This window comes from Devosia sp. Micro-HW1 (assembly GCF_056341075.1).
In genome coordinates this window covers 890825-909631 of record NZ_CP094375.1, presented here as the reverse complement: position 1 = coordinate 909631, position 18807 = coordinate 890825, and the positions used below count along the sequence as shown (strand labels likewise).

General features: G+C 62.1%; 17 protein-coding genes and 2 tRNA genes. 1 reads left to right on the top strand and 18 read right to left on the bottom strand.

Features of this window, described 5'->3' with window-relative positions; translation table 11 throughout:
- Positions 1 to 32 precede the first annotated feature (32 nt).
- From MQW79_RS04255 to MQW79_RS04235, 5 genes are all read right to left on the bottom strand, one after another.
- On the bottom strand, positions 33 to 1259 hold the full coding sequence (locus MQW79_RS04255; protein ID WP_476587017.1) for a hypothetical protein: 1227 nt from the start codon (positions 1257 to 1259) through the stop codon (positions 33 to 35).
- A 504-nt stretch (positions 1260 to 1763) separates the two neighbouring features.
- Positions 1764 to 2156 carry a hypothetical protein gene (locus MQW79_RS04250; RefSeq protein WP_476587016.1) on the bottom strand — a complete coding sequence of 131 codons (393 nt, stop codon included), beginning with the start codon at positions 2154 to 2156 and terminating at the stop codon, positions 1764 to 1766.
- Positions 2153 to 2911: a 23S rRNA (guanosine(2251)-2'-O)-methyltransferase RlmB gene (gene rlmB, locus MQW79_RS04245; protein ID WP_476587014.1), complete on the bottom strand. Its 759-nt coding sequence runs from the start codon at positions 2909 to 2911 to the stop codon at positions 2153 to 2155. The genes MQW79_RS04250 and rlmB overlap by 4 nt, the downstream gene beginning before the upstream one ends.
- Positions 2912 to 2965: 54 nt before the next feature.
- Positions 2966 to 3520, bottom strand: a complete 555-nt coding sequence (locus tag MQW79_RS04240) for a hypothetical protein (protein ID WP_476587012.1) — start codon at positions 3518 to 3520, stop codon at positions 2966 to 2968.
- 387 nt (positions 3521 to 3907) lie between these two features.
- A tRNA-Tyr gene (locus tag MQW79_RS04235) sits at positions 3908 to 3992 on the bottom strand.
- 209 nt (positions 3993 to 4201) lie between these two features.
- Here MQW79_RS04235 and MQW79_RS04230 point away from each other — a divergent pair.
- Positions 4202 to 4275: transfer RNA gene (locus MQW79_RS04230), tRNA-Gly, on the top strand.
- A gap of 259 nt (positions 4276 to 4534) precedes the next feature.
- On the opposite strand, the gene MQW79_RS04225 is transcribed toward MQW79_RS04230, so the two are convergent.
- From MQW79_RS04225 to MQW79_RS04165, 13 genes are all read right to left on the bottom strand, one after another.
- On the bottom strand, positions 4535 to 5581 hold the full coding sequence (locus MQW79_RS04225) for an ABC transporter ATP-binding protein (RefSeq protein WP_476587011.1): 1047 nt from the start codon (positions 5579 to 5581) through the stop codon (positions 4535 to 4537).
- Between the two features lie 15 nt (positions 5582 to 5596).
- Complete coding sequence (locus MQW79_RS04220) at positions 5597 to 6439, bottom strand: carbohydrate ABC transporter permease (protein ID WP_476587010.1); 843 nt, start codon at positions 6437 to 6439, stop codon at positions 5597 to 5599.
- Positions 6429 to 7355: a carbohydrate ABC transporter permease gene (locus tag MQW79_RS04215; protein ID WP_476587008.1), complete on the bottom strand. Its 927-nt coding sequence runs from the start codon at positions 7353 to 7355 to the stop codon at positions 6429 to 6431. Before MQW79_RS04215 ends, MQW79_RS04220 begins: the two co-directional genes overlap by 11 nt.
- A 77-nt stretch (positions 7356 to 7432) precedes the next feature.
- Positions 7433 to 8692 (bottom strand): ABC transporter substrate-binding protein, encoded by a 1260-nt coding sequence (locus MQW79_RS04210; RefSeq protein WP_476587007.1) that lies wholly within the window; start codon positions 8690 to 8692, stop codon positions 7433 to 7435.
- A 30-nt stretch (positions 8693 to 8722) separates the two neighbouring features.
- Positions 8723 to 10333 (bottom strand): FAD-dependent oxidoreductase, encoded by a 1611-nt coding sequence (locus MQW79_RS04205; RefSeq protein ID WP_476587005.1) that lies wholly within the window; start codon positions 10331 to 10333, stop codon positions 8723 to 8725.
- Positions 10330 to 11379 (bottom strand): LacI family DNA-binding transcriptional regulator, encoded by a 1050-nt coding sequence (locus tag MQW79_RS04200; protein WP_476587003.1) that lies wholly within the window; start codon positions 11377 to 11379, stop codon positions 10330 to 10332. Before MQW79_RS04200 ends, MQW79_RS04205 begins: the two co-directional genes overlap by 4 nt.
- Before the next feature lie 320 nt (positions 11380 to 11699).
- Positions 11700 to 12698, bottom strand: coding sequence for an ABC transporter ATP-binding protein (locus MQW79_RS04195; protein ID WP_476587002.1), 999 nt, complete (start codon positions 12696 to 12698; stop codon positions 11700 to 11702).
- A gap of 14 nt (positions 12699 to 12712) precedes the next feature.
- Positions 12713 to 13486 carry a hydroxypyruvate isomerase family protein gene (locus MQW79_RS04190; RefSeq protein WP_476587001.1) on the bottom strand — a complete coding sequence of 258 codons (774 nt, stop codon included), beginning with the start codon at positions 13484 to 13486 and terminating at the stop codon, positions 12713 to 12715.
- 14 nt (positions 13487 to 13500) lie between these two features.
- Positions 13501 to 14550, bottom strand: a complete 1050-nt coding sequence (locus tag MQW79_RS04185) for a zinc-binding dehydrogenase (protein WP_476586999.1) — start codon at positions 14548 to 14550, stop codon at positions 13501 to 13503.
- A 7-nt stretch (positions 14551 to 14557) separates the two neighbouring features.
- Complete coding sequence (locus MQW79_RS04180; protein ID WP_476586997.1) at positions 14558 to 15382, bottom strand: carbohydrate ABC transporter permease; 825 nt, start codon at positions 15380 to 15382, stop codon at positions 14558 to 14560.
- Entirely contained in the window at positions 15379 to 16275 is an 897-nt protein-coding gene (locus MQW79_RS04175; RefSeq protein WP_476586996.1) for a carbohydrate ABC transporter permease, read from the bottom strand. The genes MQW79_RS04180 and MQW79_RS04175 overlap by 4 nt, the downstream gene beginning before the upstream one ends.
- A gap of 78 nt (positions 16276 to 16353) precedes the next feature.
- Complete coding sequence (locus MQW79_RS04170; protein WP_476586994.1) at positions 16354 to 17628, bottom strand: ABC transporter substrate-binding protein; 1275 nt, start codon at positions 17626 to 17628, stop codon at positions 16354 to 16356.
- A 122-nt stretch (positions 17629 to 17750) separates the two neighbouring features.
- A complete protein-coding gene (locus tag MQW79_RS04165; RefSeq protein ID WP_476586993.1) occupies positions 17751 to 18803 on the bottom strand; it encodes a LacI family DNA-binding transcriptional regulator in 1053 nt (350 codons plus the stop codon).
- Positions 18804 to 18807: the final 4 nt, after the last annotated feature.

Genomic DNA, 18807 nt, shown 5'->3' with positions numbered 1-18807 from the left:
GGTGACGTGCGTTGAATTGACCTTGAATATTGCTAAGCACGCATTTGATGGCTCGCGTCTGCCCAGTAAGGCTGGCCCAAAGAGTCTTTAAATTTCTTGAAATATCGTACGGCGGCCGCCTCTGGGATGTGAAGCCTCAAGCAGTGCGATGACGAAACATCGACTGAGAGCTCAGACCTCTTGATGTCAGTGCCGGCTAGGATTCGTGCCTGCGCCAAATCAAGGGTATTGTGTTGATTGAATAGAGCCTTGCCGTCGATATGCTCCAGATACCCGGCAAGGAAGCGATCAACGGTGCCTGCGTGGCCGTCTTTCGATCTTTCGAAGTGATCGAAGTCGAGATCGCTCTTGAAGCGAGATTTGAAGTGGTCCAGGTCCTCCATCACCTCTTCGAGATCCGCTGCGGAATGAAGGGCCGCAAACAGCAGGGTCGACATGCGGGCTATTGCGACGGTCACATCCGCATTGGTTTCGTCTTTGCGCTTTTGCACCTCGTAATAATAAAAGCCGGCGCCCACGTCGCCTGACGAAAAGAGGCTGTCGGCACGGGCAACCTCCATCAGTTTTGGAATCACTACGCTCCACACCCCGCTCACCGCCGGTCCTTGGTCTTCCGTGAACAAGGACGGCACCGCTATGAGCGTCGCTCTCCCGGCCGCTGCCAAAGCCTGGATTTTCTCCTTGTATGGGGACTGCATCCGATTCCCACTCTCATCAAGAAGCAGAACATAGTGGACCTGCGTCATCCCCTCGTCGTCAAAACCCTCGACAATCTCAGCCACAGCCCGCCCGGAGACCACGGTGTCGAGGAAGATGATCCGCTCGCTGTCCATTCTGAATTCCAGCGCGCTGTGACCACCGACTTTGCAGACCTCGTCCCTCGCAAACCTGTAGAGTCGATAGTTTACATTGTCGGCTTGTCTCCGCACCGTGGCAGCTGTGGCCTTGGCCCAAAAGCGCCGGATATGAGCTGTCGTGAGACCCTCGACCCCCAACGATCCAGAATCGGCCGTAAAGGGCATGTCGAGTTCTGTTACGAGAGGACTGAAAAGCAGGTTCATGCGGTTCGCGTCCTGGTCCGCGTCGGACATGTTGGGTGCAACAATCGACCGATAATAGGATTGCGCAGCCTGCAGAACGGGAACCGCACCGCGGCTCGGGACAACTATGGCGGCGTAGCCCTCATCCTTGAGACGGTGCACACGTCGCGCCAGGGCAATCGCTGCCTTCGAATAGGCGACCACGTTCGCAGCGGTCATCAGGTCCTTCAAAGCGATTTTCAAATGCTCCGTGGGGTGTGCAGCCACGGTATAACGGCCCAATGCCGACCTGGCGATGGTAGGTATGGGGCATTATCACACAGTGTCGGAGAAGAAGTCGAGGGAATAGCGACCTGGCACGGGCCTTCAACGCGGGTCCCAGCGCGCCCGGTACTAAAAGCTGCCAGTCCGATCTCTGCCCCAAATCAGCCGCCGGTAGGGGTGCAGCGCAAATGGCTGCTCTTTGCCAGTGCGGCGCCAAAAGTGATTGACCGCTGACCACCCCATTTGAGCCATGGCCCCCGTCCTCAGACTTAGTGGAGCAGCTGCTTACGAGTGATACGGGCTCGCTCGCCGTCGTCGCGATTACCTCCAGGCTTGGGAAGACCGATATCGCACCACTCAAACTCGCGATCAAAAATTTTTCAGCGCGTGCAGGCGTCTGGCGCAGTCTGTAGCGCCGAAAGTGGAAAATTCGATCCGCTCGCTACAACAGCCATGAGTTCAATCTTGCTCGTCGTCCTCGACATCCGTGAGATAGACGGAAACTTCAATGTCGATCCCGTATCCGGCAATGGCCGCCGCGGCGTGGGCCGGAAGGCGCGCCGACATGGCCTCGCCTTCGGCCGGGTAGTCGAAGGCGATGTCGAGTACCGCCTTGCCGATGCGCCGGTCTTCCAGCATGGCCGCGATGGTCGCGCCAGAGCGTTCGGCCAGCTCGAGAATGGCACGAACGGGATTGGTCACCGATACGTCGACCTGGGCGTAGAAGCTATTGTCGGCATCTTCAGGCTCAAAGCGCACGCTCAACTGCTTGAGCGCCATATCGAGATCGGCCTGTGAAATCGTCACGCCGGACAGGCGAAGCGCGATGGCGAAAGGCTCGAAGCCACTCATGACGTGCGACCTGCAGTAGCTGCGAACAACGCGATGGCCGCGGCGTTGGACACATTGAGCGACTTGATGGGGCCAGGCATGTCGAGGCGGACCATTTCGTCGCAGAGCTCGCGGGTGCGCTGGCGCAGACCCTTGCCTTCGGCGCCCAGCACCACGGCCATGGGCCGGGAATCGGTGCGGGGGCGAAGAGGGGTTTCAGCTTCTGAGTCAAAGCCCAGCACCAACATGCCGCGTTCCTTGAGCTTTTCCAGCGCATCGCCCAGATTGCGGACCTCGATCATCGGCACCAGATCCAATGCGCCGGAGGCGGCCTTGGCCATGACGCCGGTTTCGCGCGGCGAATGACGGGCCGTGGTGATCACGGCTTCGGCGCCGAACGCGCATGCCGTGCGGAGGATCGCGCCGACATTGTGCGGGTCGGTCAGCTGGTCCAGCACGACGATCAGTTTCGGCTCGTGCAGGTCATCGAGGCCGAAGCGGTTCACCGGATCGACCTCAAGAGCTGCGCCCTGATGCACGGCCTCGCCACCCAGCAGGCGGTCGAGTTCCTTGGGATTGGTCTCGGTGACCTTCACCTTGCCGAACTGGGCGCCCGTTTCCTTGAGACGGTTGAGGGCGTTGGGCGTGACCAACAGCTCCTTCTTGAGCCGCGCAGGATTATCCAGCGCGGCGCGCACCGTATGCAGGCCATAGAGATAGACCGGACCGGTATCGGGATCGTATTTGGGCTTGGGCGGAAACTTGTTGCGGCTCATGGCTGGAGCGGTAGCGGTTTTGCGATGTTTCCGCAAGGACGGCCGCAGCCGGTCTCAGTTGGCGAAGGGGTCCGCCTCTGTGCGCGATTTCTTCTTCTTGCCGGCGAACGGGTCCGCAGCCGGGGCCGAAACCTGCGCCTCCTGGCAATCGAGCATGGCGCCCGTGGCGCGCGCACTGCCGGCGAGGCTCAACTTGGCAATGGACGAGCCATCGTAGAACAGGGTCAAGGCGTTCTTGCGCACGAATTCATCGAAGAAGTCGATGTCCGAGCCGAACACATAAAGGAAGTTGACGTCGCCACCCATGTTGACGCCGGTGGCACCGGCTGTCCATTCCGGCTCGCGGTCGAACTGCAGGGCGACATCATAGTCGCCGCCTTCCTCGATAGAAGCCCAGCGATCATTGCCGAACATGATGTACCAGCGGTCATCCTCAGCCGACATGTCCAGCCCGATGCGCAGTACCGTTCCGTCGTCATATTCATTGAGAGCAAAGCAGGAATTGGCGAGTGTGGAGTCGATGCCGATATACCAGTCGCCGACCGTGCCCCAGTCTGTCGTGTCCTGCGCCAGGGCAGGCGTGACGACAAGCGACGCCGCCAGAGCCATTTGCAGGGCGCACGCCATCTTCCGTGTTGCTTTCAATTTGTCCCCCGAGACCAATTCCCGGCCACAATTTGAAGCAGAGGAGGGGCGATGAGTCGAGAGGGTTGAGCGCCGTCCACGCTCGGCAGTGCAGCGTTGCCCTTGCCGACGCCCTGCAGCGCTTCATGGAGCGGCCACGGGCCATGACCTGGGGCCTCTGCCGCCGAAACGGATTTGTCCTGTCCAGGGACGTTCCTGTCCGTTCCGGGCCATGTCCAGGCTCGACGGAGAGGTTAGGGAAGGAGGGGCGATGTTCGCGAATGCCTGGACTGTTGCGGGCGCGGCAGAAGTCGCCGAGGGCGAACTGGACGCGCTCCCGGAGCAAAGGGTGTTCGCTCAGTGTCGCTGGGGTGGTGGAGGGGACTGGATTCGAACCAGTGTAGCCTGAGGCGTCAGATTTACAGTCTGATGGATTTAACCACTCTCCCACCCCTCCACATTTCCGGGCAGGAAGCGAAGCGCTCTCGCGTTTCGTCGGGGCGGTTTATGGTGGGCTGTCGCAAAGGTGTCAACACCCTATGGCGACTCTCCCGCAAGAAATTGGTCCAGCATGCATTTTGGCATTCATATTGTGGAAAGCCTGGGGCACACACACTTGCCAGCGCGGGCCGGTTCGCGCTAATCGGAGCCATGGCTTCGCCTTCGGCGGGTATAGCTCAATGGTAGAGCAGCAGCCTTCCAAGCTGAATACGCGGGTTCGATTCCCGCTACCCGCTCCATCTATCTCTCTGAGATAGATGCTGTTTTGCGATTGAGCCGTTGGTGCCGTTTCATCCCCCTCACAGCCGTTTCAAGAGCGCATGTTTCGGCGACGCTTCTGCGGCGATCCGTCGACAGGCCCTGCCGATGGTGAAAATTGGCAGGGCCGAACGGTAGACGTGAGACGAGGGGCTGCGGGGGCGCCACACACACCATCCGACTTCAGGGATGGCTCCGGATGCCGGGCGTTGGCTGAATTCCGCGGCAACGATGAACGCGTCAGGTGATCCGTGCGCCGGTTTCAGCATCGAACAGATGCGCGCGTCCGGTCTCGGGACGGATACAGATGCTGTCGCCGGGGCGTGCTGCCAGACGTTCCCGGAAAACGCCGATGATGGTTTGACCCGCCAGGGTCATGGTCACCTGGGTTTCCGACCCCATCGGCTCGATCAGCGTTACCGTTGCCAGCAACCCGTCTTCCGTCAGCACGATATCCTCAGGCCGAATACCGTAGACCGCCTTCCTGCGGGCAAGTCCCGCATCGTCCAATGGCAGGATAACTTCGCCTGCCACAAACCCGTCAGGCGTTATCGCTCCATGGATGAAATTCATGGCCGGCGAGCCGATAAACCCCGCGACAAACAGATTGGCGGGGCGATCATAGAGGTCGAGCGGGGCACCGATCTGTTCGACCCGCCCACCGCTCATCACGACGATCCGGTCAGCCATGGTCATGGCCTCTACCTGGTCATGGGTCACATAGACCGTGGTGACGCCCAGGCGCTGGTGCAGCGCCTTGATCTCTCCGCGCATGACCACGCGCAGCTTGGCATCGAGATTGGAAAGCGGCTCATCGAACAGGAAGACCTGCGGATTGCGCACGATGGCGCGCCCCATGGCGACGCGCTGACGCTGGCCGCCGGACAGCTGGCGCGGATAGCGGTCGAGCAGGGGCTTCAGCCCCAAAATATCCGCCGCCCAGTTCACGCGTTCGGCGATCTCGGCCTTTGAGCCGCCACGATGTTCGAGCGAAAAGGCCATATTGGTGGCCACCGTCATATGCGGGTAGAGCGCATAATTCTGGAACACCATGGCAATATCACGGTCCTTGGGCTCTACTTCGTTGACGACGCGGCCGCCAATGGACAATTCGCCCGCTGTGATGGTTTCGAGTCCGGCGATCATGCGCAGCAGGGTCGACTTGCCGCAGCCGGACGGACCCACCAGCACCACGAATTCGCCATCGGCAATGTCGATGTCGATGCCGTGCAAGGTGGCAAGCGAGCCGTAGTTTTTCTTGATGGAGCGGAGCGTAACAGGAGCCATTTTTGCTTCTCTTGGTCAGCCCTTGAGGCCGGTATGTGCCAGGCCTTCGACGAACTGCTTCTGGGCGACGATAAAGACGATGAGGACGGGGATGGCCGTCATGGTGGCGGCGGCGAGCTGGATGTTCCACATCGGCCCGCCATAGGCGTCGGTGAACTGGGTCAGCGCCTGGGGCAGGGTGAAGCGCTCCGGACTCGAAATGAAGATGATCGGTTCGAGATAGAGGTTCCAGCTGCCAAGGAATGTGAAAATGGCCACGGCCGCCAAGGCTGGACGGGACAGGGGCAGGGCGATGGTCCAGAAGATCTTGAACCGCCCGAGGCCATCCACCCGCGCCGCTTCTTCCAGCTCCACCGGGAGCGAGATGAAGAACTGGCGCATGATGAAGGTGGCGAACACTGCCGGCGCGCCGAAAATAGGTACCAGGATCAGCGGCCAGTGGGTGTTGATCATCCCCCACTTGAGGAACAGCTGGAACAGCGGCACCAGCGTCACCTCAGACGGGATCAACAGGCCCACCAGCACCACCATGAAAATGGTGTTGGCGAAGGGGAAGCGGATGCGCGCGAAGGCGTAACCTGCCAGTGACGCGACGGCCATTGTGCCAATGGTCACCACGAGCGCGATATAGGCCGAATTCCAGTATTGCAGGGCGAAGGGCTGGATCTTGAACACATCCGAATAGGACGAGAAGTCGAAGGCCCTTGGCCACAGGTCCGGCGGAAAGGCGAAGATCTGGCTGACCGGTTTGACCGATGAGGTGACCATCCACCAGGTCGGAAAGACGAAGGGGATGAGCAGCACGCTCATGATGCCATAGACGGCGACCCGGGCACGGGGACTGAGCTCAGTTTTCATAGAAGACGAACTTTCTGCGCAACTGCCACTGAACGAAGGTCAGGACGCCGACAATGACGAGCAGGACGATGGAGAGGGTCGAGCCATAGCCGAAGAGGTAGAACTGGAAGGCCTGCTGGTAGAGGTAATAGACCAGCACGGTGGTGGAGAAACCCGGACCGCCCTGGGTCAGGATCATGATCTGCGCAAACACCTGCAGCGCGCCGGTAATGGTGACGATCGATGCCAGGAGGATGGTCGGGCTGATCATCGGCAGGGTGATGCGATAAAACTGCTTGAAGCGGGGCACGCCATCGACCCGCGCAGCCTCGAACAGTTCGCGCGGCACGCCCTGCAGGGCCGCCAGGAACAGGATCATGTTGAGCCCGACATTCTTGAGTGCCTGCACGACGATGACCGAGATCATGGCGGTGGTCGGGTGGCGCAGCCAGTTGGGGCCATCGACGCCAATCATCTGCAGCAACCCGTTGATGCCGCCATTGTCCTGCAGCAGGAAATTCCAGACGATGGTCCAGGCCACGAGCGAGACGACGACGGGCGAGAAGAACAGGGTGCGGAAGATCACCATGCCGCCCAGCTTCTGGTTGAGCAGCAGCGCCAGCCCCAGGGCCATGCCCATGTTGAGCACGGAAAGCCCAATCGAAAACACCGCCGTGACGCTCATCACTTCACCCAGGACCGGGTCGGAGAGCAGTTTCTGGTAGTTGGCGGCACCGGTGAAGCGGAAGGAATTCGCCAGCACGTTCCATTCATGCAGCGAGTACCAGAAGACCAGGCCAACCGGGATCAGCACGAAGACGATGATGCCGATCAGTTGCGGCGCGATGAACAGGTAGCCGGTGGCGGCATCCCTGCGCGCCATGGTCCAGAAGGGGCGCCGGGCCGGTAGCGGAACGGGTTCGGCGATTGGGGACATGTCGATCTCTCTGCTCCTGAGAGGGGAGGGCGCGATCTCCGCGCCCTCCCCAGGGCCCGTTGGGCGGGTCTCTTTGATCAGTTGCTGGCCGCCAGGAGCGGCGCAGCACGGTCGCAGACCGTCTGCAACACCGCAGCAACGTCGGCATCAGGCTGCCACATTGCATCCAGCGCCGCACGCACAGTCTGGTCGAGCTGGGCAAAGTTCTGCACCGGCGGCATCGACTGACCGGTGGCAACGCCACGGATGACTACGGCTTCGAGCTGTTCGGGCGAGAGCAACGGATTGGCCTTGGCCAGCACTTCGGTGGTCAGCACGCTCTGGCGGGACGGCGGGAAGAACTGTGCCAGCTTTTCCACATTGGCCTTGTTGGAGAAGAAGGCCAGGAAGTCGGCGGCGAGCTGTGGGTTCTTGGCATTGGCGAGCACGCCGATGCCGGCGCGACCCACCCACGAATAGTCACCGTTAGGACCGGCCGGCAGTGGCACCAGGTCCCAGTCGAAGCCATTCTCCTTGGGCAGCAGCGAGGCGCGGCTGATCTGGGTAATGGTCATGGCGCCGTCACCGGCAAAGAAGTCGGCCGAAACGCCCGGTCCGGGCAGGGCTTTCTTTTCGAAAATGGCGTCGTGGATGAAGGTCATGGCCTCGACCATTTCCGGCGAGTTCATCGAGCAGGTCTTGCCATCTGCACTCCACGGCCGGGCACCCCAGGCGGTGAAGATCTGCGCCAGGTTGGTCCAGGCTTTGTATTCGAAGTCACGAACGATCAGGCCCTGCTTGCCGGTGGCGGAAACCGCCTCGGCCGTGGCGATGGCATTGTCCCAGGTCCATTCGCCGGCTTCGATCAGTTCGGCGGGCGTCTTGGCCCCGGCGGCGCGGATCATGTCATTGTTGACGAAGATGCCGAAGGGCGAGGTCGAGAACGGGTAGAGATACTGCACGCCGTCGCGTGACCAGGTGCTGAGCGTGGCCGGCGGGAATTCGGTTAGGTCATAGCCTTCGGTATTGGTGAAGGTGTCGGTGAGCGGATAGAGCGCACCGGCGGCCATGAAGTCGAGCGCGGTCGAGTCGAGAATCCAGGCCAGGTCCGGGGCATTGCCGCCGGCGATCTGGGTGGTCAGCGTCGTGGTATAGCCGTCATAAGCCAGCGAGTCGAAGGTGACATTTACGCCGGGATGGCTGGCCTCGAATTCGTCGGCGATTTCGTTGAAAAGAGCCAGATGAGCTTCGTTGGCACTCCAGATAGCCATGCGCAGATCCTGCGCCATGATGGGGGCGGAAAGCCCCGTCGTGATCGCCAGTGCGGCGATTGTGGTCGTGAAAATAGTCCTGCGCATGGTGTTTTCCTCCCTGTTCATGCGTATTAGCTAGTAACCACGAATATCCGGCCAGCGCAGTTCGACGCCCTGACGCTCGATATGTGTCTGGAATTGAGTGAGGCGCGTGTCGTCGGCATGGACGGCATGCGGCGTAAGGCCGTTTTCGAGACAATGCGCGGCAAGCAGGCCGGCGACTTCGCCGATATTCCACTCCACCGGATGCAGCCGGTAGCAGCCATTGGTGATGTGGGTGGTGCCGATATTCTTGCACGCCGCCAGAAGGTTGGTCATGCGGCGCGGAATGAGCGACCCAAGCGGGATTTCGAACGGGCAGGCGCCCACGTCGATATAATTGTCGCCGCCGGTCGAGGGATGCAGGTCGATGCGGTACATGCCCACGCCGACACTGTCGCGATAGTGGACTGCACCGCGGTCGCCGCGGACCGCCAGCGACAGGTCCTGCTCGACCACGGTGGACAGGGCGCGGATACGGCGGCTCTCGCGGATATAGGGGGCCATGGCCAGGCCATGTTCGGTACCGGTAATGTCGCCGCGCAGCCGCAGGCCCGGGAAACCGGCGCCGCCATCGGGGCGGGGGGCTTCGGTCTGCATCCAGTAGAGCATCGAATAGGAGAGGCTCGCGGCATCGGCCAGGCGCTCGGCATATTGTTCCGGTGTTACGTCGATGATCGGGTGCTCGAAATAGTCGATCATCGGCCAGTTCACGAGGCAGATGTCGCTGGCATAGGCGCCGGGCTTGAAATTGTGCCGGGCCGCGATGCGGCGGAAAACCCAGAGGCTCATGTCACCGGCGCTGCGGCGCTGATCGGCGACTTCCCCATTCGGACTGTCATTGGGATTGGGCTGGAAAAAGCGCTTCGAGCGCTCCAGCGTGCGCGGATGCGGCGAATTCCAGTCGATCAGCGGCCCGCCCCAGAATTCCGGCGCCACCGAGCGCCAGAAATCATAGCGGGCCGGCTTGTCGATGGTGTGATTGCCATCCACATGGTCGAGGGCGAAGCAGATCGACACCGCCTGCTGGTTGTGAGGCTGGGCCTCGGCCGGCGCGCTGGGCTCGCCGGTTTCCGATTGCGCCTCGAAACCGGTCACATATTCCGTACCGGTCATCGGCAGCAGGTCGCCAAGTTCGGTGGCGTCAATGACGTAGGCGGCAGAGCAGGTGATGCGGCGGCCGCTATCGCGATGCTCGACCGTGACGGCGCGCACGCGGTCGCCATCGACATCGGCCGAAATGGGGCGGTAGGGCTTGAGGATCGTCAGCTTGCCGCCCGCTGCATAGGGCGCCAGCCAGGCTTCCATCACCGCCAGCGACACGCGCGGCTCGTGGCAGAGGCGCGAGACATTGCCGTCGCCGGGATTGAGCGTGAGATTGGCGCGCGCCTCGTTGGTCAGCGGATAATAGTCTCGATAGTAGCGGCGGACGCCTTCGCGCAGGGCGCGATAGCTGGCAGTGGCGCCGAATTGCTCGATCCAGCTGTGCTCATCGGGCGGCACGGCCTGGCTGGTCAGCTGGCCGCCGATCCATTCGAATTCCTCGGTCATGATGACGCTGCGGCCATTGCGCAGGGCGCCAAGGGCGGCCGCGACACCGCCGAGGCCGCCCCCGACGATCAGGATATCTGCAGAGAGTTCAGTCACTTGGTCGTTTCTTTCATCTTGATTTTTGGTCCCAGGGTGTCGCCCGGGACGATCTGGCATTCGAGCAGTTCCTGGTGCGGCAGATCGGGGTCGAGCAGGGTGCGGACCAGGACCGATGTCGCACGGCGCCCCATTTCTTCACGAGGAATGGCGTAGGAGGTGAACGGCCGGCCATGGCGTTCGACACGCTCGCGGCTGCCCAGCACGATCATTGATAGATCGCCTGGCACCGAAAGGCCCGCCGCCTGCGCCGCTTCGGCAAAGGCCGTGGCATCGGCCAATTCCTGGAAGAAGACGACGCTGGCGCCGCTCTCGCGCACGGCCGCCAGTTGCGGGCCCGGATCGACGCCTTGTTGTGGGTCATGCAGGACGATCCGGCCGTTTCCGGTGACCGCGTTGCTGAAGCCGGCCCACCGATCGCGGATGGATTCGGTGGTGTGATTTGCGCCCAGAAAGGCAAAATCGCGGTGGCCAAGGGAGAGTGCGCGTTCCACCAGCCTGGCCGTGGCGGTGATGTAGTCGGCGCCGACATACCGGACCGGACCGCCGGCGTCGTCACGGCGGCCGACGGCCACATAGGGAAAGTCACCGGCCACCAGTTGCGCCAGTTCTTCATTGTCGAACTGGCCACCCAGGATCAGGCAGCCATCGGCCAGACGCAGGCGGTTGGAGCCGCCGAACATGCGCTTGCGCCCTGAGGCGTCGCGATCGGCGGCGGTGAGCAGCAAAAGGTCGTAGCCCTGGTTTTCTGCTTCTTCTTCGATGCCGAGCAGGAAGGGGGTGTAGAAGTCGGCCTGGGCTGAGGGAAAGGCCGGTTCATAGGTAAAGACGCCGAGGATGCGGTTGAGCCCCTTGGCCATGCGCCGGGCCACCGGATCGGCCACATAGCCGGTGTCGCGAATGACCTTCTCAACGCGGCTGCGAGTCTCAGAGGGAATACGTGATTGGGCGGCGGGGGCGTCATTGAGCACGAGCGACACGGTTGCCTGGCTGACGCCGGCAAGCTGCGCAATATCCTTCTGTGTCAGGCGATTTTTCGCTGACATATCTACCTCCCGCGCCTGCTTATGCGTATTAGCGCTGATACGTATTAGCAACTGCGGCGCCGCGTTGCAAGTAGCTTCGCCGAGTTTACGCTATGTGAGGCCAGGGGCTTTTTGAATGCGCTGAAGGTGGTCTGGATTGCTGTCGTGCCGAACCACCATGTCCGCCACATCAGCCCTTGCGCGACAACCTGTCAGACCGCCTACGAGCCTGCGTCTATCTGATGAGCCAGAGGAGAGCACTTGCTGTTTCAGATCCGGGCACAAGCATAGGCTGGCGCCAATGCGGCGCCATGCCAGTGGGCAGGTCGGGGCTGAAACGGTCAACTCAAGCGGCTTCCGTCGCTGTCGAAACGGTGGACCTTGCTTTCCTCAAGGTGGAAATTGACCGGGCTGCCCACGGCGAAGTTCGCTTTTCCAAGGACACGGGCCGTCAGCAGCGAATCACCAAAGCCTGCGATGTAAACATAGGTGTCGGCGCCGAGGTATTCCGTGTGCGCTATCGTTCCATTGTCGCTTCCCTGTCCGATATGCACGTCCTCGGGACGAATCCCGATCGTATGGGCGCCATGGGCGGTGGCTGTCTCGCCGGTGAGGAAATTCATCTTCGGCGAGCCGATGAAGCCTGCCACGAAGGTGTTTTGCGGCTGTTCGTAGAGTTCTTCGGGCGTGCCCACCTGGACCACCCGGCCGGCATTGAGCACGACGATGCGGTCGGCCAGGGTCATGGCTTCGACCTGATCATGCGTCACATAGATCATGGTAGTGTTCGGCAGGGATTCCTTGAGATTGGCGATCTCCAGCCTGGTGGCCACGCGCAAAGCTGCGTCGAGATTGGACAATGGCTCATCGAACAGGAAGACCTGCGGATCGCGCACGATGGCGCGGCCGATGGCAACGCGCTGACGCTGACCACCCGAGAGTTCTTTGGGGTAGCGGTCGAGATAGGGTTCGAGCTGAAGCTTGGCGGCCGCCTCGCGGACCCGGCTCTCGATTTCCGACTTTCCGGCGCGGCGCAGGCGTAGGGAATAGGCCATGTTTTCGCGCACGCTCATATGCGGATAGAGCGCGTAAGACTGGAAAACCATTGCGATGCCGCGCTTTGACGGCGCCACACGGTTGACGACCTTGCCGCCGATCTCAAGCCGCCCGTCCGTGATGCTTTCGAGGCCCGATATGCAGCGCAGCAGGGTGGATTTGCCACAGCCGGAAGGGCCGACGAAAATCACGAACTCGCCGGAGCGAATGTCGAGATTGATGTCCTTGAGGACTTCGACGCTGCCATAGCTCTTGTGAAGATTGGTGACCTTGATGTCCGACATGCGTCTGGCTCCGTTCAGGTGGCCGATTCGAGCACCGCACGAATGCGGGGCAGGGTTTCGGCGGTGGAGCCATCCGGCTTGTATTCAAGGCCAACCGCGCCGTCATAACCATTGGCGAACAGCCAGCCGAGGCGTCTACCCAGGTCGATCTGGCCGTGGCCCGGATCGTTGCGGCCCGGATGGTCGGCGACATGGGCATGCAGGACGTGGCCGACGCGGCCGGTCAGAACGTCCTCGATCTGCTCGCCCATGACAGCCGAGTGATAGAGGTCGTAGACAATGCCGATTTCCGGGCGTCCGACTTCATCCACTATGTCGAGGGCCTCGCTGGTCGAAGAGAGGAAATATCCCTTGTGATCGATCAGGGTGTTGAGCGGCTCGACGCCCAGGCGAATGCCGGTGCCCTTGAGCAGATCGGCGGCGGCGCGAAGGGTATCGACGAGACTTTGGCGCTGTTCCGCGCGGGTCTTGCCTTCGATGTCATTGCCTGCCTGCGCGATCAGGACCCTGGCGCCCAGGCGCTGGGCGGTTGCGATCGAGCCGCGGAGGCCAGCGATAAAGGCGTTCCGGTTGTCGGGGTCGGTGAGCGGGATCATCGGCTCGGCCACGAAGCCGCTGAGGCTGAGGCCGGTTTCCTGGAGGGCGGCCTCGATGGCGTCGATGTCCTTGTTGCTCCAGAACCAGAACTCGACAGCTTCAAGGCCCGATTGTTTGGCGAGGCGGATGCGCTCGGCGAAGTCGTCCGTGGCATCGGAAAACAGCCATTCGATACAGGCGGAGAGTTTCATGGTCGTCGATCCGATCAGGAATTGCGGTAGTCTATGAGCACCTGCATGACATCAGGGGAACCCTGGTCGAGCAGGCTATAACCGCGGCCGGCCTCGGCGAGGGGCACGCGATGGGTGACAAAGCCCTTGAGATCCGGGGCCAGGGTCCTGAGATATTCCAGGGCGATTTTTCCGCGTCGGGACGTGGACCAGAGGGGGCCGAGAAAGGGGTTCACGGTGCCGACCTGCGAAGAAATGATGCGCGGCCGATTGTGGTGGAATTCTCCGGAAAGGCTGAGGCTTTCAAACGTGCCGCCATACCAGGACATCGCAACGACGGTGCCATTGAAGCCTGCGGTGCGGATGGCCTCGTTGAGGGCTGGCGCAGCGCCGGAGACTTCGATGACGGTATCGGCGCCGCGGCCGTCCGTGAGCTCGCGGACACGTTCGGCAACCGGGCCATCGGCGGGGCTGAGCGCCACATCGGCGCCGCCGGCCAGAGCGGCGTCACGGCGCTGCTTGATGCCGTCAACGACGATGATCTGCCGGGCGCCGTTGCGGCGGAGGAGACGGGTCACCATCTGGCCGATGACCCCGAGACCGCTGACAACGACGTCGGCGCCGAGGGGAATATTGGCATCCAGAACACCATTGTACGCCGTATTGAGATTGGCGAAGAACACGCCGATTTCGGCATCATCGAGATCGCCAAGCGGAACGACGGCGTCGGTGCTGACGACGGCATGGCGGCCATGGGGCACATAGGCGAAGACCAGATCGCCAGGCTTGAAGCCAGTGACGCCGCTGCCAAGTTCAGCGACATGGCCGACGGCTGCATAGCCGTAGCGTGCCGGCCAGCTCCAGTCCGAGCCATGCGCATCGGAGAAGAGGCGTGTCCTGGGGTCCATCGACTGGCGCCACTGGGGGGCGAGGCCGCGGAACACGTTGAGCTCGGTGCCGGCGCTGATGCCGGAAACGAGAAGGTCCAACCGCACCTGTCCGGCGGCCGGTGCCTCGATGGTCTCGTCACGGATTTCGACCGCGCGGGGGCCAGTAAAGTACAGTGATTGAGTGTTGGTCGACACTGGCGGATTACCCTTTGATGCCGCCAGCGGTCAGGCCGCCGACGAGCTGGTTTCTGAACATGAGGAAGAGGATGACCGTGGGGACGGCAATGACGACGCCACCGGCCATCACCTCGCCCCAGCTGAAGGAATAGGGATCGAACAGGGTTTGCAGGGCCAGCGGCAGGGTTTTGACCTCGGTCTTTGAAATCAGCGCCAGGGCGAGGAGGAACTCACCCCAGGACAGGACGAAGGCGAAGGTGCCGACGGCGATGACGGCCGGCCGGATCAGCGGCAGGGTAATGCGGAACATGGCGCCGAGCTGGGAAGAGCCGTCGATGATCGAGGCTTCCTCGAGCTCGCGCGGCACGGCGTCGATATAACCCTTGAGCATCCAAACCGCGATGGGCAGGCCGAGCGCCAGGTGGGTGAAGGTGAGTGCGGTCAGGGTATTGGTCAGACCCAGCGAGCGGATCAGCACGACTATCGGCACCAGCACGGCGACAGCAGGCAGCATCTGGGTCGCCAGGATCAGGAAGCCCATGAAGTCGCGGCCCAGATAGGTAAAGCGGCTGAGCGAATAGGAGGCCGGGACGGCGATCAGCACTGTGCAGACGGAGACCACGACGCCAACGATGAGGCTGTTGCGCAGAGCGATGAGGAAGTCGCCGCGCGCGAAAATGGCGAGGAAGTGGTCGAAGGTGAAACGTGTCGGGATCAGGCCGCCAGTCATGATGTCGGCATCGGGCCGGATCGAGGCGATAAACACCCAGATGATCGGCGAGAGGACGAGAAGGAGAGCGGCCAGGGTGACGGCGTCGAGCAGCAGGTCACGCAGTCGGGTCTCGTTCATTGCGGCCTCCGCAGCCTGAGCGAAAGGAAGGAGGCTACCGCGAGGACCAGCAGCATGACGACGCTGATGGCGGCGGCATAGGAGGGGCGAAGGTCGGTGAAGACCGCCTTGTACATGGAAATGCCAAGGATGGTCGTCGAATCCCCGGGGCCGCCGCGGGTCATGATCCAGGGCAGATCGAAGCTGTAGAAAGCCAGGATACCGAGCACGAGGCCGATCACCAGTACAGTATTCTGGATGGACGGCAGCGTAATGGTGGTGAAGCGCTGCCAGTGGCTGGCGCCGTCGATGGCCGCGGCTTCGTACTGCTCGGCGGGAATGGATTTGAGCGCGGCCAGCAGCGCCAGGACCATGAAGGGCATGCCCTTCCAGCCGGAGATGAAAATGATGACGGCGAGAGCCAGGTTGGGATCGTTGAGGATCGAAGAGTTCCCGGCAATGCCAACGGCCTGCAGCAGGTGGTGGATGGGACCAGCTTCACTGTCTAGCAGGAAGCGCCAGCCATAGCCCAGAACGATGAAGGGCATGACCCAGGGCAACAGGATCAGCGCCGAAGCGGCCTTGGCCATGGGTGTGTCGCGGTTGAGCAGCAGGGCCAAGGGCAGGGCCAGCGCGATCTCGACGGCCACGGTGCCCAGGGTCCAGACCCAGGTGCGCCAGAATGCGCGCCAGAGCGCCGCATCGGCGAAAAGCGCCTGGAAATTGACGAGCCCTCCCCATACGGGCTGCGGGTTGCGCAGCAGGTACCAATCCTGGAATGACAGGTACAACGCATAGAGCAGCGGAATGACCGCGATGGCAAGGGCCACGAGGATGGCCGGCGCGATGAGCGCGTAGGGCAGGGCCACCTCGCCAATCGGGCGTGGATAGGCCTCGGAAGTTTCAGTGGTCATGGTAGGCGCGCCTTCGGCAACGATCCGGAGGAGCCCCGGGCGGGGAGAACTGTCGCCCGGGGCAGGGTGCGGCTGAAACTAACGCTGCAGCACCGTATTGATGTCCGTGCAGAGATCTGCGGTCGCCTGGTCGACGTCCTTCTGGCCCAGGGCCACGGCCTGCACGGCCTTCTGGATGGTATCCACTTCAAGCTGGCCCATCTGCGCGATGGCCTCACTCGGATACTGATAGGGGCGGGCATCCTGCAATTGCTCGACGAAGAGCGGGTAAGGGGCTTCGGTCCAGGGTGCCCCCTGAGCCAGCGAGATGCTGCCGGGGATGAACCCGCCCGCAATCGCCAATTCCTTGAACGCGTCACCATGGGTGGCGAACATGATAAACTCGCCGGCCGCTTCCTTGTTCTGAGAGGCTTCCCACAGGACGAGCGGCCAACCGCCAAGGAATCCGGACCGGTTTACCGGACCGGCCGGAACCTTGGCGATGGCCACCTGATCGAGCCATTCCGGCTGCTCGGTCTGCAGGTCGCGATAGAGACTGGGATGCATGAGGATCATGGCATAGCGGCCATCGAGGAAGCCGCGCTGGAAGGTGTCACCGTTCATGCTGGCGGCGTCCGGATGGGTCGATCCATCAAGGGCGATGCCGGTATAGACGCTGAGTGCTTCCTTGAACTCGGGCGTGTCGAAGCCGCAGGTGCCGTCATCGTTGAGCATGCGGGCGCCGTAGCCCAGATACGCGCTCATGAAATTGTGGACGGTGAAATAATCGAGGCTGGTCCCCAGGCCGATGCCATAGACGCCGTCAGGCGAGGCTTCAGTCAGTGTCTTGGCAGCAGCGCGCAGATCTTCCCAGGTATCGGGTGGCACCTCGGGGTCGAGGCCGGCTGCCTCGAACAGGTCCTTGCGGTAATAGAGCGCGCGGGTCTCGACCGCGATCGGCGAGGCCCACCACTGGCCGCCGAGATTGTAGTAGCCCCTGTCGCCGGGCCAGATGTCCTCGGCAACGTTGGTGCCGTTGGCGGCATCATAGGCTGCAAAGGCGTCGTCCAGCGGAGCGAGGGCGCCGGTGGCCTGGAACTGGGCCACGACATTGTTGCCAAGCATAGAGACGTCGGGCAGGCCGCCGGTGGTCAATGCGGTCACAAGGCGCTGCTGCTGCTCGGACCAGGGAACGATTTCCATGACGACATCGATCTCGGGATTCTCGGCTTCGAAGGCCGAGATGATGCCTTCCCAGGCAGCAATGTCATTGGGATTGGTCGAAAACTGCCAGAAAGTTACCGTCTGGGCAAAAGCGGGGGCCGTCAGCAGGAGCGAGGCAAACGCCGTCGCGCACAGCAAATGATGCCGCATAGTCTAATCCTCCCTGAAAAACTCGTGCGTTACGAGCGCCCTTCCCTCCACGAAAGAGCATGTGTCATCGTTGACACATGCAATGGTTAACAGTGGTCGGGGACCTTGTCAAACGTCCTCGCTCAGGTCGAGCGACCGGTGGATTGGCGGATGGTCAGACTGGTCGGGAGAACGATTTCCGGGGGCGACTGCGCGCCCTTGATGGCTGAAAGCGCGATGCCGAAAGCATGTCGGCCAAGGGCAGAAATGGGTTGGGTGACGGTGGTTAGGGAAGGTGCGAGTTGCGCGGCCAGCGTGTCGTCGAAGCCCACTACCGAAATATCGTCCGGGACGCGCCTGCCGGCGCGGTAGAGCGCTTGAAGCACCCCGGCGGCGAGGATGTCGCATGTGGCGAAAATAGCCGTCGGCGGCTCGGGAAGGGCCAGCAGCGCTTCGGTGTGGGCGCGCCCTTCCTCGCCGGAGCCACCGCCTTCAATCGTGTAGTAGAGACCGAGGCGGACAAGCTCTTCGCGTTCCGTGAGGTTGTGAGCGCGGAGGCCGTCGCGATAGGCGGCGAGGCGATCATCCTCCACGGAGCGCTGGCGGCCGGCGTCAGCTGCATAGAGCCTCGGATCACCACCGACAAAGGCGATGCTGCGGTGACCCAGACTGACCAGATGGTCGATTGCGGCGCGGGCGCCAACATAGTTGTCGACGCGGACGCAGGGCACCAAGGGGCTAGAGGAGCGCTCGATTTCGATGGCGGGAATGCCTGCCTCCGCGAGGAGCTCCACATTGGCGCGGCTGAGCGCCGTGCAGAACAGGACCGCATCCACGCGCTGGGCGATGAAATTCTCGATGCCGTTGCGCTCATTGTCGGGGTTTTCGCCATGGTTGAACATCACCACACGGTAGCCGGCCGCTATGGCTGCCAGTTCGACGGCATGGGCCACGCCGACGAAAAATGGATTGACCGTAATTGCGGTGAGCATCAGGCCGATGGTGGTGGTGCGCTGCGTCTTGAGACCTCGCGCCACGATATTCGGGCGGTAGTTGGTTTCCTCGACCGCAGCGAGGACTTTCTGACGGGCCTCCTCGGAGATGTAGCCATCTTGCTTGAGCACACGATTGACCGTGGCGGTGGATACACCGGCGCGCTTGGCCACTTCGACGAGTGTCACAGACTTCTTTTTCATGTGG

Bases quoted from the DNA above. Each gene is read 5' to 3' on its own strand.
- MQW79_RS04240 (WP_476587012.1), bottom strand. From the start codon at position 3,520: ATGGCTCTGGCGGCGTCGCTTGTCGTCACGCCTGCCCTGGCGCAGGAC.
- MQW79_RS04225 (WP_476587011.1), bottom strand. From the start codon at position 5,581: ATGGCTCCTGTTACGCTCCGCTCCATCAAGAAAAACTACGGCTCGCTT.
- MQW79_RS04250 (WP_476587016.1), bottom strand. From the start codon at position 2,156: ATGAGTGGCTTCGAGCCTTTCGCCATCGCGCTTCGCCTGTCCGGCGTG.
- MQW79_RS04170 (WP_476586994.1), bottom strand. From the start codon at position 17,628: ATGCGGCATCATTTGCTGTGCGCGACGGCGTTTGCCTCGCTCCTGCTG.
- MQW79_RS04175 (WP_476586996.1), bottom strand. From the start codon at position 16,275: ATGACCACTGAAACTTCCGAGGCCTATCCACGCCCGATTGGCGAGGTG.
- MQW79_RS04255 (WP_476587017.1), bottom strand. From the start codon at position 1,259: ATGACCGCTGCGAACGTGGTCGCCTATTCGAAGGCAGCGATTGCCCTG.
- MQW79_RS04200 (WP_476587003.1), bottom strand. From the start codon at position 11,379: ATGTCAGCGAAAAATCGCCTGACACAGAAGGATATTGCGCAGCTTGCC.
- MQW79_RS04215 (WP_476587008.1), bottom strand. From the start codon at position 7,355: ATGTCCCCAATCGCCGAACCCGTTCCGCTACCGGCCCGGCGCCCCTTC.
- MQW79_RS04165 (WP_476586993.1), bottom strand. From the start codon at position 18,803: ATGAAAAAGAAGTCTGTGACACTCGTCGAAGTGGCCAAGCGCGCCGGT.
- MQW79_RS04195 (WP_476587002.1), bottom strand. From the start codon at position 12,698: ATGTCGGACATCAAGGTCACCAATCTTCACAAGAGCTATGGCAGCGTC.
- MQW79_RS04210 (WP_476587007.1), bottom strand. From the start codon at position 8,692: ATGCGCAGGACTATTTTCACGACCACAATCGCCGCACTGGCGATCACG.
- MQW79_RS04180 (WP_476586997.1), bottom strand. From the start codon at position 15,382: ATGAACGAGACCCGACTGCGTGACCTGCTGCTCGACGCCGTCACCCTG.
- rlmB (WP_476587014.1), bottom strand. From the start codon at position 2,911: ATGAGCCGCAACAAGTTTCCGCCCAAGCCCAAATACGATCCCGATACC.
- MQW79_RS04220 (WP_476587010.1), bottom strand. From the start codon at position 6,439: ATGAAAACTGAGCTCAGTCCCCGTGCCCGGGTCGCCGTCTATGGCATC.
- MQW79_RS04190 (WP_476587001.1), bottom strand. From the start codon at position 13,486: ATGAAACTCTCCGCCTGTATCGAATGGCTGTTTTCCGATGCCACGGAC.